Below are 13352 nucleotides of genomic sequence, written 5' to 3' on the forward strand. Positions count from 1 at the left end.
CGTATTGGTTGAGGTACCTATACCTTTACCCGCAATGCTTACACTGGCCAGCCTGATGGGCCGGCGGTTTGCCTGGTTGGTTACCTTGCCGGATATAGTAATGCCTCCCTGTTGTGCACGTGCCTGCGGGGTAACAAGCAATGCTGTTGCGCAGCATACGACGTATATATAATTAATGATATTTTTCATTTGGTTAATTTCAGGGTTAAAATGATATATCAAATAAAAACAACTTTACCGATAAAAAAGGATATTATAGACCAGTTACCCAAAAGAATCGACAAGTGACCGAAATTTGGATAGTTTAAGTGAAGGAATTTAGTAATTGGTACTCCTTGTACTTTTTGATATTAAACCTTACCGATAAACTACTGTTTATATATAACCGTATATTTGAGTAAGGTTATTTTATGATTCAAAAGCAGTTCGTTCCCGTTTTTTTTAGTGTGAGATTATATGCCCTGTGGCTATTGTTGTTGGCGTCAACAACCGCGTCAGCACAATACAATTGGCAGTTTAGTGCCGAGAAGGATGGTATTAAAGTGTACACCAGCATCGTGCCGGAGTCAAAAATAAAGGCTTTAAAGGTTGAGTGCAATTTTCAAACTACCCTGCCACAGCTCACCGCGGTACTGATGGATATTAAAGCCGCCCCCGAGTGGGTTTATGCCACAAAATCGTGTGTGATGCTAAAACAGGTGTCGCCGGCTGACTTATATTATTATTCGGAAGTAAAGCTACCCTGGCCAGTGCAGAACCGCGACTTTGTGGCCCACTTAACCGTTAGCCAAAACCCCGAAACCAGGGTAGTTACTGTTGACGGCCCGGTTATTGCCGGTATGGTGCCCTCTAAAGATGGCATAGTACGCGTTGACCACTCCAAGGGTAAATGGCTGCTTATTCCTATTAGTAAGGACGAAGTTAAAATAGAATATATTTTACAAACAGATCCCGGTGGCGCCATACCTGCCTGGATTGTTAATCTTTTCGCATCCGAAGGGCCTATGCAAAGTTTTAAAAGGCTAAAGCTGCAATTGCTAAAGCCGGCTTATAAAAACGTGAGCCTGGCCTACGTGCGTAATTAATTGTTATCGAAAACGGGGTTAACATAACTTAACACATTTTGGCAATTTTTTAATTTAATTTATTGATAGTCAATATATTAGTAAAAAAAAACGATAAAAAAGTGTTAACCATGATTTTGCCTTAGAATTTCTTCATTTCTAATCCACCTTTTCATTCTCGAACATAGTGAGAGATCTATACATCTGCAACGCATACATGTGTATAGATTTATTGTTATAACTCTAAATTACAGCAGCTTACGTGCCATTTTAAATTTTATTTCAAATAAATTTTGATTTATAATTTTTACATCTATATTTGTAGTGTACTATTAAACTAATACACTAAACAATGATCGAAATTTCTAATTTAACATTCGGTTACGGCCATAAGGCGCTATTTAAAAACCTTACGCTATCATTAAAAGCGGGCCATATTTATGGTTTGCTGGGCAAGAACGGCGCGGGCAAATCAACCCTGTTAAAAAATATAGCCGGGTTGGTTTTTCCGCTGGATGGTACCTGCAAGGTAAATGGCTATACCTCGAAAAATCGCCTGCCCGATTTTTTGCAGGAACTGTTTTTTGTACCCGAAGATATTTATATGCCCGCCGTTACTCCCAAGCAGTTTGCCGCAAGCACGGGGCATTTTTATCCCAAATTTAACAACGCGCAGTTTAGTAATATACTGGCCGAGTTTGATGTACCCGATAATAAACCGTTAACCCAACTATCCTTTGGTCAGCAAAAAAAGGTGATCATAGCTTTTGGTATAGCTACCAATACATCCCTGTTAATTATGGACGAGCCTACCAACGGATTGGATATCCCTTCAAAAACGCAGTTCCGTAAAATAATGGCCGGCGGATTAACTGAGGACAGGTGCATCATTATATCAACCCACCAGGTGCGTGATCTGGACAACCTGATCGATAGCGTGCTGATACTGCATAACCAGCAAATTGTAGTAAACAGCGGCCTGGATGATATAGCAGATAAAGTTAATTTCAGTGTTTTGCCATCCGGTACTATCGATTATTTATATGCCGAGGAAACATTTTCGGGCCTGCATACCATTACCGAAAATACCGATAACAGTTACAGCAAAGTTGATATGGAGTTATTATTTAACGCCATCATCAGCAATAATGAACCATTGATCCAAATTTTAAACCGATAATTATGAACAATACATTTGATATTAAACGCTTTAGTATGCTTTTTAAAAAGCATACGCAGGAGCAGGGCAAAACTTATTTGCTATCTGCCGGGGTGTTAACGGGTTTTATGTTTCTGTTGTTTGGGTTTTTTTCGTACTCCAACGATGGCCATTTGCCTACAAATTTGCAAATCCCCGTTTTTATTTTCATGTCGTTAATAGCCGGCGGCATATTTACCAGTATTGTTTTTAGTGAATTGGGCGATAAAAGTAAAGCCATCCCTGCCTTAATGCTCCCTGCTTCTCATTTCGAAAAGTACCTGATCGGTTGGATGTATTCTTACCTTATTTTCCAGGTGGTATATGTTGGCGTATTTTATTTAACAGCCGGTATAATAGTTAGCATGGGTCATCATGAATTAGAAGTTGATAAAGTGATAAACATTTTTGATACGCAAGGAAATCAGTGCTGGTACGCTTTTGTTATGTATAGTTTTATTCATGCGTTTGCATTTTTCGGAGCCATCTTTTTCAAAAAGCTACATTTTATTAAAACAGCTATTGCATTTTTTATTTGCCTTATCATACTAATTATTATTAATAATCCAATAATAAACGCAATAATACCCGGTGTTGTTAAAAGTGTACCATTCCAGCAGTTGGCTATAAATGAGCATGAACGCTATATATCAATATGGCCTACAGAAAATATGGTCAATGCATCGTTGTGTGTTTTAGCTTTGGTAGTTTTGCTGTTATGGACCGCTACTTATTTAAGAGTAAAAGAAAAAGAGGTATAACCTATGAATTTTAAAGACAAAGACGCTATATACCTGCAAATTGCCGACTACATGAGTGAACATATTTTGCTGGGCAAATGGAAGCCGGATGAGAAAATACCTTCGGTACGTGAGTTGGCGGGCGATATACAGGTAAACCCCAATACGGTTATGCGTACATACGAGCATTTGCAAAACCAGGATATTATTTTTAACAGGCGCGGCCTGGGGCATTATGTGGCTTTAGACGCGATCGAAAAAATAAAAAGTATACGCAAAGAGCGGTTTTTACAGCAGGAACTGCCGGACTTTTTCCGCAGTTTATACTTGCTGGATATCAGCTTCGACGAAATGCAGAAGCGTTACGAAGCATACAGATCAAAAGTTAATCAACCTAAACCTTAACACACAATGAAAACAAGCAATAAATTACTAATATTAGTTACAGCCATCATATTAATATTCCTGGTAATATATGATAATGGCTTAAAGGCAGAGTACGTAAAAGGTGCTTTTAGGAGCCGGTTTTTTAGAATGGAACAGTTGTCGTTTAAAGATTTCAGTAACATAAAACATAACTCGGCAGATAAGGTTGGTATACGAGTTGAAAAAGGAGATAAATACCAGGTATGGATAAAGTCGGATCTTAAAGATAAATTAACCATTACCCAGCAGGGTAAAACATTAACCATAAAAATGAATGGTCAAAACGGAACCCGTATATGGGGCTATCAAGACGGTATAATTATTATATGCCCGCAAATAGATAGTTTAACTACCCTTACTGATGCCGATGCAAGTAACAGAAAGGTTGATTATAAATATGCAGATTATAATAATGCTAATTTTATTATCGGATTTCATCAAACTAAAATGGTCATCAATCAAAATAGAGTGACCGGAGTTGAGTTAATAGGAAATCAAATTGATGATCTGCAAGCTACAGTAGGCGATAAATTAACCGGCAAAGCCTATCTCAATATCAATGCTAATAATGGTATTAAACAGGCAAACATACAAGTGCCGGGCAAAAGCGAATTTAAATTATCAAATGCACATATTGGTAAATTAAACTATGTTATTGCCGACAGCGCAAAAGTGACTTTGTCGGGCAAATCCTTATCCCTTATAAAATAATTAGTTATATTAAGTGGAAAGCATTGAGCTTTCCACTTTAGTTTATCCTTTCCGCTTTCCGCGCCAAATCCTATCTTTGCCGATTATCATTTCGATATAATGAAGATATCATACAATTGGCTTAAAGAATTTATACATACTGATAAAACTCCGCAGGAAATATCAACCATATTAACCGGTACCGGTTTAGAGGTAGAGAGCCTGGAGAAAGTGCAGGCCGTTCCCGGCGGATTAGAGGGTTTGGTTATTGGTTACGTTAAAGAAATTACCCAACACCCCAACGCCGACAGATTACGTATTACCAAAGTTGATGTTGGCAGTGGCGAGGACTTGCAGGTAGTTTGCGGCGCGGCAAATGTTGATGCGGGCCAAAAAGTGGTTGTAGCTACGGTTGGTACAACTGTACACCCCACACAAGGCGAACCGTTCCAAATCAATAAATCAAAAATACGCGGCGAGGTATCCGAAGGGATGATCTGTGCCGAAGATGAGATAGGTTTAGGCAGTAGCCACGAAGGTATTATGGTATTGCCTGCTGATGCCGTAGTGGGTACCCCTGCCAAGGAATATTTTAAGCTGAACGACGATTACATGTACGAGATTGGCTTAACCCCCAACCGTGCAGACGCTACGTCGCATTTAGGCACCGCAAGAGATATTGCCGCATTTTTAAAAATAGGCATTACCAAGCCTGATGTATCGGCATTTAAAGTGGATAATACCAATTTGCCAATTGAGGTAGTGGTAGAAAATGAACAGGCGTCACCACGATATTCAGGTCTAACTATTTCCGGTGTTGAGGTTAAAGAGTCGCCGCAATGGTTAAAGGAGCGTTTGGCTGTAATTGGAGTGCGTGCTATTAATAACATTGTGGATGTTACCAACTATGTATTGCATGAGTTGGGCCAGCCTCTGCACGCTTTTGATGCTGACGCTATAACCGGCAAGAAAGTATTGGTAAAAAACTACCCTGAGGGCACTGTTTTTAAAACGCTGGATGATGTAGATCGTAAAATATCAGCAGATGATCTGATGATTGGTAACGCCACCGAACCGATGTGTATAGCAGGTGTATTTGGCGGCGCAAAATCAGGCGTAAAAGCAACCACCCAAAATATATTTTTAGAGAGCGCTTATTTTAATTCAGTATCTGTACGTAAAACGGCCAAACGCCACGGGTTAAAAACCGACGCCTCTTTCCGCTTTGAGCGAGGTACCGACCCGGATATGACGGTGTTTGCGTTAAAACGCGCGGCCTTGTTAATTAAGCAGGTAGCAGGTGGTTTAGTATCGTCAAACATTGTAGATCTGTACCCTAAGCCGGTTGCACCGTTTGATGTTGAGTTATCTTATAAAAATACGCTGCGCCTGATAGGTCAGGATATCCTACATGAAGAAATAAGAAGCATTGTTAAAGCTTTGGACATTGAAGTGGTAAATGAAACGGCCGAAGGTCTATCGCTAAAAGTGCCCCCATACCGTGTTGACGTTACCCGCGAGGTGGATGTGATCGAAGATATCCTGCGTATTTACGGTTATAACAATATCCATATCCCAACGCAAGTAAGGGCGTCGTTAAGTACATCATTAAGGCCGGAGAAAGATACCGTGCAAAATATGCTGTCGGATCTGTTGACTGCTAACGGGTTTAACGAGATCATGTCGAACTCGTTAACCAAATCGGCCTATTCAGATAATTTAGATACCGCTGTTAAAATTTTGAACCCGCTGAGTTCTGATCTGGATGTGATGCGGCAAACCATGCTGTATTCGGGTTTAGAAGCAATTGCCTATAACCAAAACCGTCAAAATGCTGATATCAAATTTTACGAGTTTGGCAAGGTTTACAAAGTACAGGAAGATAAATATATCGAGAGCCAGCGCTTTGCCATATTTATGAGCGGCGCATCCGTTACCGCCCAATGGAACCAAAAGGCGCAGTCGGCATCGTTTTATAATTTAAAAGCCATTGTTGACGGCATCCTGCAAAAGCTAAACATTACTGATATAGTAATTGAAGATTGCACCTGCAAAAAAATGGCTTATGGCCTGAACTACAACCGCAATAATAAAACGCTGGTTAAATTTGGCAAGGTGGCCCCGGCAGCTTTGAAAAAAGCCGATGTAGATAAGGAAGTTTTTTATGCCGATTTTAGTTTTGACCAGATACTGGCCATCACCAAAAAGAATAAGATTGTTTACCAGGAAGTATCCAAATTTCCGGCGGTAAGGCGGGATCTGTCGATGTTGATCGATAAAGAAATATCATTTAATCAATTAAAACAAATAGCACAACGCACCGAACGCAAGTTGTTAAAAGAAGTTGATGTGTTTGATGTGTATCAGGGCGATAAATTACCCGCGGGTAAAAAATCGTACGCGTTAAGTTTTATTTTGCAGGATACTGAAAAAACATTGACCGATAAAGCCATTGATGGCATTATGCAAAAGCTTATCTATAACTTGGGTAAAGAGGCCGGTGCAGAAATAAGAAAGTAAAGATTAAAGAATGAAGATTAAAGATTAGTTAATTTTGATGAAATCATTCACGGATATGGAGGTTTGGAAAAAGTCGAGATCAATAAGGTCTGATATTTCTGAACTTGTAAAATCATTTCCAGCAGAAGAAAAATATAGATTAACTGATCAAATAATTCGATCATCACGTTCTATTGGTAATAATATTGCGGAAGGGCATGGCAGATTTAATCACATAGATTCTGCCAGGTTTCTTGTAACAGCGCGAGGGTCATTAATTGAAACAATGGACCATTTAGTTATTGCTTTGGATGAAAGGTATATAAATGAAGAAATTTTTGATAAATTTAAAGACGATTGCGAAGAGTGTCTTCGAATGTTAAACGGATATATCAAGTATTTAAGAAGTCAAACTACAAAGCCAACTAATCTTTAATCTTTATTCTTCAATCTTTATGAGTTTAGCGTCGCAATTAAATAAAGTAATCGAAAGAACCGAACGGTTAATTGAGCTTTGCGGTGCTTTACAGGAAGAAAACGACCTGTTAAAACTGGAGAACCAATCGTTAATGGCGGCGTTGGATGCCAGTAAAAATAAGAGCGTAGAGATGAACGAAAAGCTGAACGCGTTGAAACTGGCGAAGTCATTTTCGGAAACAAATGAAAAAAGTCTTGACATAAAGCAAAAAATTAACGACTTTGTGCAAGAAATAGATAAGTGCATTGTGTTGTTAAAAAAATAACACATAAAGTGAACAAGCTCAAATGGGAGAAATCTCAATAAAAATAAATATTGCTGACAGGGTTTACCCTTTAAAGGTGAACATGGAGGAGGAAGAAATAATACGCAGGGCAGCTAAATTGATTAATGACCGTATAAAGGAATACCAGGAAAATTATGCGGTAAGGGATAAACAGGATTTGCTGGCAATGAGTGTACTGCATTACGCAACATCATCATTAAAAGCAGAGAAGAAGGTTACCGTCGAAGATTCGGAAGTAGCCGAAAAGGTTTATCAGTTAGATCATTTACTGTCAGGTTTTTTCTCAAAGTAATAACGTTCTTTAAAATAAGCTAAAAGCGTAAAGCAAAAAGCGTAAAGATTAGAGCAAACAGCTTTAAACTTTGGTCTTTAAGCTCAACGGCTTTAAGCTCAAAACAGAGCCAATTAAGATTTAACCGTGGTTAAATTTTATGTTCACTATTAAAAACTTAACGCTTCAATATCAGGCGGACAAGCAAAAAGGTACACGTTACTTCGCAGTATTTAACGATAACCCGTGTCCATTAAATCTGAAAGAGAGGTTTTTCAATAATGAGCTTAAAATTTAGTTGCGGTTTTTTTTATTTATATATAACCTAAAAATAATGAACATTTTATACATAATTATCGGACTGCTTATAGGCGTTCCTACGGGAATAGTTGTAGGCCGCTTCCTGTTACGGAAGCTATTTAAAGATCAGGAAGCATCGGCACAAAATAAAGTAAAGAAAATACTTAAAGACGCGGAAAACGATGCCGAGATACTGCGCAAAAACAAATTGCTGGAAGCTAAAGAACGCTTTTTACAAATGAAAGCCGAGCACGAGCAGGAAATAAACAGCAAGAATAACGACATCAATCAGCGTGAAAATGGTCTTAAACAAAAGGAACAATCATTAAACCAACGCATTGAAAATGCTGCCCGTAAGGAAACTGAACTGGACAATGTGCGCAAAAATCTGGAACGCCAAACCGAGTTAGCGGTTAAGAAGCAAGAGGAGGTTGAAGCGATAAAAAATCAGCACGTACAACAATTGGAGAGCATAGCAGGCTTATCAGCCGAAGATGCGAAGAACCAGTTGGTGGATAACTTGCGCGAAGAGGCCCGTTCAAAAGCCATGGTGCAAATAAAAGATATTGTGGACGAAGCCAAGCTTACAGCAACTAAAGAAGCTAAAAAAATAGTTATTCAAACTATTCAAAGAACAGCCACCGAAGCCGCTATAGAAAATACCGTATCTATTTTCAACATTGAAAATGATGAGATAAAGGGCCGTATCATTGGTCGTGAGGGTAGAAATATCCGCGCGCTGGAAGCAGCAACCGGTATTGAAATTATTGTTGATGATACCCCGGAAGCGATCATCCTGTCGGGCTTTGACCCGGTAAGGCGCGAAATTGCCCGCCTGGCTATGCACCGTTTGGTAACTGACGGACGTATACACCCTGCACGTATTGAAGAGATTGTAGCCAAAACCAAAAAGCAGATAGAGGAAGAGATAGTGGAAATAGGTGAGCGTACTGTAATGGACTTAGGTATTAACGGCCTGCACCCCGAATTGATACGTATGGTAGGCCGTATGCGTTACCGTTCGTCATACGGACAAAAGTTATTGCAGCACTCGCGCGAGGTTGCTAACTTTTGTGCTACTATGGCTGCCGAGTTGGGCCTGAATGTTAAGATGGCCAAACGTGCCGGCTTATTACACGATATTGGTAAAGTACCAGATGATAACCCGGAACTGCCCCACGCTATTTTGGGTATGCAACTGGCCGAGAAATATAAAGAACATCCGGAAGTGTGTAACGCCATTGGTGCCCACCACGACGAAATAGAGATGACCTCGATGTTATCGCCTATTATACAGGTTTGTGATGCTATATCGGGTGCACGCCCGGGCGCACGCCGCGAAGTGGTTGAAAGCTACATCAAACGTTTAAAGGACCTGGAAGAGTTAGCTATGTCATACCCCGGTGTTGAAAAAACATTTGCTATACAGGCCGGTCGTGAGTTACGTGTAGTAGTAGAGAGCGAAAAAATAAGCGATGCTGAATCGGAAGTATTAGCGGCGGATATATCAAACCGTATTCAAACCGAAATGACCTATCCGGGTCAGATCAAAGTTACCGTTATCAGAGAAACCCGTTCGGTAGCGTTTGCTAAGTAATCATTTACTTAAACTATATTTGCAAAGCGATGGCACCAGCCATCGCTTTTTTCATACTATGAAAAATCAACAAACCGAAAAACGCCCCATTGATATTTACTTTGATAAATACAATGAGTACCATACCAACCCGGCAAACAGAATAATTAATTATATCTGTATACCGGTTATTACTTTTAGCATAATTGGTTTTGTATGGTCGTTGCCGTTTCCCTATTTAAAGTTTTTAGGTAGCTATAATGGCTTTTTAAACTGGGGGTCGTTCCTTATTGCTTTTGGTGTTTATTATTACCAACGATTGTCGCCTATATTATCCTATTTTATGTTGCTGGTAATATTTGCTTTTGTCTATGGTATAGTGCAATTGGAGGTCTGGCAAAAAGCGGGTGGCATGGTATTGCCGCAGCTTTGCATAGTATTATTTGTAGCTGCTAACCTATTGCAATTAATAGGCTATAAACTGGAAGGTAAAAAGCCCATGCTGTTTTTTGATTTTAAGTTTTTGCTGATAAGTCCGCTATGGTTATTGAGTTTGATTTTGAAGCGGGTTAATATTAAGTACTAAAGGTTGGCTGTAATGGGGAGCCCCGTCGAACCATGCGGGCAAAGGCCACCCGCGCGCATCCTTCGACAGGCTCAGGATGACAGGCCACAGAGAGCCTAAAAATTCTTCCCCAACTTCTCCAACATATCCTGCGGTATATTCTCCAGGTCCAACACCAAGAAGCCATCCAGCGAATCGGAAAACTTAGGGTCGATATTAAAGCAGATGATCTTAGCATTTAACGCGATGTATTGACGCAGCATTACCGGCACTTTCATGTGGTGCTTTTCAATATCGGTTATTATGTTATCTATTCCTTTAAAGCTATCATCACCGGCAAGTAGCGCACCAGTATCGATTTTTGAAAGATCGACCCTGAATTTTTTTCGCGGCTTTACATATTGCGCTAACTCGTGGTCAAAATGGTTACGGTTAATGTAATCAACAATTAATGACTTTGAGAACTTTGAAAAAGAGTTGCTAATGCTAACCGGTCCTATTAAATAGCGGTAGCGCGGGTTGTCCGTTAAAAACTTGAGTATGCCTTTCCACAATAAAAATAAGGGCAGGGGCTTTTGCTGGTATTCCTTGCGGATGAATGACCGGCCAAGCTCCAGGCTCTTCATTAAAATGGGGTTGAATGCTGATTTGATCTTAAACAATTCGGCAACATAAAAGCCCTTTTTACCCAGGCTGTAAAATATTTCATCGCCCAAACCAATGCGGTAAGCGCCAACAATCATTTTAGTTTCGTTATCCCAAATAAACAGATGATTGTAGTAAATATCATACTCATCAAGGTCAATAGCCTTATTGGTGCCTTCGCCAACTTCTCTGAAAGTAATTTCCCGTAATCGCCCTATCTCGCGTATAATGTTTGGGATGGCTGTAGTTGGCGTAACAAATACTTCATAATTTTTTTCAACCCAAACACAGTAGTTTTCCCGCAAAGGTTCAATTTCCTTTTCTAAAATAGCAGGTTCAATAGCAGCGACTATGGGAGCCGCCGTTTTTTTAATTTTAAATAGATTACGCGGGTCAAAAAGTTTTTTTTCTTCTTCCAAACCTGTTCCTAATACATAGGTTTTGGTCCGTAAAAAATTAAGCAGTTGACTTGTACTGCTGTAATCAGCAAACTTTTTAGGTTGTATGGGTTTACCAATACGCACACGTATGGTATGGCCCTGCTTATTAAAAAGCTCTGATGGTAGTTTAGCTGTACGCAGGGTAGGATGTATAATACTTAATAAATTAAACAATATGCCATTGTTGCCATGAAAATATATAGGCACTACTGGTACTTTGGCTTTGGCAATTATTTTACCTACAACCGGGTGCCACTGTCTGTCGGTTACCTGTTGTTGTTCTATTTGAAAAGTTGATACCTCCCCGGCGGGAAATATACCGATTGGCGTACCCTTGTTTAATAGCTTTAAAGTGTTTATTAAACCGCTTATGCTTGAGGTATCGTCAATATTTTCAAAAGGGTTTACAGCAATAAAATAGTCGCTGAGATTGGGTATTTTTTTAAGGATAAAGTTGGCCATCAGCTTCGCGTCTGGTCTAATCATGCATAATAGCTTCAATAGCACCAAACCTTCAATGCCACCATACGGATGATTGGCAATAGCCACAAAGCCGCCTTCGGCGGGAATATTTTTCAGATCATTCTCATCAAAATCCACTTCTACGCCACATCCTTTTAAAATGGCGTCAATAAATTCAATGCCTTGTTTATGCCGTGCCTGTGCAAAAAGCTCATTAACCTGGTTTAATTTCATCAACTCCATTAGCAGCGGGGCCAGGCCAGGCATGTGCACTTTATTTAACTTGGTTGCTTTGGCAAACTCTTCGGTAGTTATTATTTTCATGTAGATGGATTGGAATAAATCGAAATTTATTACTTTAACAGTTCATTTAGCCTGAACAATGAAAGCTGTAAAAAATTACCTGTCTGTTACCAAAAAAGAGTGGAACGGAATGGTAGTGCTTGTTGTTTTAATAGCCCTTGTTTTAGCGGCCCCTTATGCTTATCAAAAGTTGCATAAAGAGCAAACAGCAAATTTCAAAGATTTTGATAAAATTTCTGCTATACTTAGTGTTAACAAACCATTAAGTTATACTGACAATAAACTATCTGACGAAAAGCTGGCCAACCCGGTAATGTTTGTTTTTAACCCCAATAACCTACCTGCCGAGCAATGGAAACAATTAGGGTTGAGCGAAAGACAAATAAGCACCATAAAAAATTATGAAGCAAAGGGTGGACATTTTGCTGACAAGACCGATGTAAAGAAAATATACGCTATAACCGCTGACGATTATAAGCGACTGGAACCCTATATTAATATTCCACCTGATGTATATGCAGCTAACAAAGTAAAGCCGGGTGTAGTAATTGAAATTAACGGTGCGGATTCGGCTAAACTGACAACCATAAGAGGCATAGGTCCGGCATTTGCACAGCGCATAGTTGAATATCGCACCCGCCTTGGGGGCTTTTTAAATAAAGAGCAGTTAAAAGAAGTGTATGGTATTGACAGCGTTAAATTCGCGCAAATAAAAGGTGGCATAAGCGTTAACCCGGCATACATCAACAAAATAAAAATTAACCAGGTCGATTTTGAAGGTTTAAGACGCTTTCCGTACCTCACCAACAAACAAACCAATGCTATTATACAGTATCGCAGGGAGCATGGCGACTATCAAAATATGACTGCTTTGCATAACATAGTGATACTTGATGATAATATTTTGCGTAAAATTGAGCCGTATATAAATTTTAAATGATAGAGCAGCAAATTAAAACAGCCGTACGTGATATACCGGATTTCCCGAAACCCGGAATAGTTTTTAAGGATATTACCCCAATATTAAAGGACCCCGTTTTATGCGAAAACATTGTGAATGCTTTTGTTGAAAAACTAAAAGGTACCCGTATTGACGTAGTAGCAGGGGTAGAGAGCCGGGGCTTTTTATTTGGCTTAACCTTGGCTACCAAACTGGGTGTGCCTTTTATACCGGTGCGTAAAGCTGGTAAGTTGCCTTATACCATTAAACAAAAAGCCTATAAGTTGGAGTATGGTACCGCGGTTATTGAAATGCATACCGATGCTTTTGAGCCGGGCCAGCATATTTTGTTACATGACGATTTACTGGCTACAGGCGGCACTGTTACTGCAGCAAGCGAGCTGATACACGAAATGGGCGGCATAGTATCCGGATTTTCGTTTGTAGTTGGCCTTGGCTTTTTAAACGG

15 protein-coding genes are annotated in these 13352 nt (G+C 39.6%); 13 read left to right on the plus strand and 2 right to left on the minus strand.

The window, feature by feature from the left end; genetic code table 11:
• On the minus strand, positions 1-189 hold a 189-nt coding region (locus ABI367_RS05480; protein ID WP_462228417.1), incomplete at its 3' end, for a peptidase associated/transthyretin-like domain-containing protein.
• Between the two features lie 257 nt (positions 190-446).
• On the opposite strand from ABI367_RS05480, the gene ABI367_RS05485 reads away from it, so the two are divergent.
• The 11 genes from ABI367_RS05485 (at position 447) to ABI367_RS05535 (ending at position 10114) form a co-directional block, all read left to right on the plus strand.
• On the plus strand, positions 447-1085 hold the full coding sequence (locus ABI367_RS05485) for an START domain-containing protein (RefSeq protein ID WP_462228418.1): 639 nt from the start codon (positions 447-449) through the stop codon (positions 1083-1085).
• Between the two features lie 331 nt (positions 1086-1416).
• Complete coding sequence (locus tag ABI367_RS05490; RefSeq protein WP_462228419.1) at positions 1417-2244, plus strand: ABC transporter ATP-binding protein; 828 nt, start codon at positions 1417-1419, stop codon at positions 2242-2244.
• Between the two features lie 2 nt (positions 2245-2246).
• Complete coding sequence (locus ABI367_RS05495; RefSeq protein ID WP_462228420.1) at positions 2247-3023, plus strand: hypothetical protein; 777 nt, start codon at positions 2247-2249, stop codon at positions 3021-3023.
• 3 nt (positions 3024-3026) lie between these two features.
• Positions 3027-3407, plus strand: coding sequence for a GntR family transcriptional regulator (locus ABI367_RS05500; protein WP_462228421.1), 381 nt, complete (start codon positions 3027-3029; stop codon positions 3405-3407).
• A gap of 6 nt (positions 3408-3413) precedes the next feature.
• Entirely contained in the window at positions 3414-4139 is a 726-nt protein-coding gene (locus tag ABI367_RS05505; RefSeq protein WP_462228422.1) for a hypothetical protein, read from the plus strand.
• Positions 4140-4238: 99 nt separating this feature from the next.
• Positions 4239-6638 (plus strand): phenylalanine--tRNA ligase subunit beta, encoded by a 2400-nt coding sequence (gene pheT, locus ABI367_RS05510; RefSeq protein ID WP_462228423.1) that lies wholly within the window; start codon positions 4239-4241, stop codon positions 6636-6638.
• A gap of 37 nt (positions 6639-6675) precedes the next feature.
• Positions 6676-7053: a four helix bundle protein gene (locus tag ABI367_RS05515; RefSeq protein WP_462228424.1), complete on the plus strand. Its 378-nt coding sequence runs from the start codon at positions 6676-6678 to the stop codon at positions 7051-7053.
• 19 nt (positions 7054-7072) lie between these two features.
• Positions 7073-7360: a hypothetical protein gene (locus ABI367_RS05520; protein ID WP_462228425.1), complete on the plus strand. Its 288-nt coding sequence runs from the start codon at positions 7073-7075 to the stop codon at positions 7358-7360.
• A 22-nt stretch (positions 7361-7382) separates the two neighbouring features.
• Positions 7383-7673, plus strand: coding sequence for a cell division protein ZapA (locus tag ABI367_RS05525; protein WP_462228426.1), 291 nt, complete (start codon positions 7383-7385; stop codon positions 7671-7673).
• Between the two features lie 313 nt (positions 7674-7986).
• Positions 7987-9549: a ribonuclease Y gene (gene rny / locus ABI367_RS05530; RefSeq protein ID WP_462228427.1), complete on the plus strand. Its 1563-nt coding sequence runs from the start codon at positions 7987-7989 to the stop codon at positions 9547-9549.
• Positions 9550-9607: 58 nt separating this feature from the next.
• Entirely contained in the window at positions 9608-10114 is a 507-nt protein-coding gene (locus tag ABI367_RS05535; protein WP_462228428.1) for an Mpo1 family 2-hydroxy fatty acid dioxygenase, read from the plus strand.
• A gap of 95 nt (positions 10115-10209) precedes the next feature.
• Here ABI367_RS05535 and ABI367_RS05540 read toward each other — a convergent pair whose 3' ends face one another.
• A complete protein-coding gene (locus ABI367_RS05540; RefSeq protein ID WP_462228429.1) occupies positions 10210-11964 on the minus strand; it encodes a lysophospholipid acyltransferase family protein in 1755 nt (584 codons plus the stop codon).
• A 58-nt stretch (positions 11965-12022) separates the two neighbouring features.
• On the opposite strand from ABI367_RS05540, the gene ABI367_RS05545 reads away from it, so the two are divergent.
• A complete protein-coding gene (locus tag ABI367_RS05545) occupies positions 12023-12883 on the plus strand; it encodes a ComEA family DNA-binding protein (protein WP_462228430.1) in 861 nt (286 codons plus the stop codon).
• A partial coding sequence (locus ABI367_RS05550; protein WP_462228431.1) for an adenine phosphoribosyltransferase occupies positions 12880-13352 on the plus strand: 473 nt, incomplete at its 3' end. The genes ABI367_RS05545 and ABI367_RS05550, both read left to right, overlap by 4 nt.

This window comes from Mucilaginibacter sp. (genome assembly GCF_039935595.1).
Taxonomy (GTDB): domain Bacteria; phylum Bacteroidota; class Bacteroidia; order Sphingobacteriales; family Sphingobacteriaceae; genus Mucilaginibacter.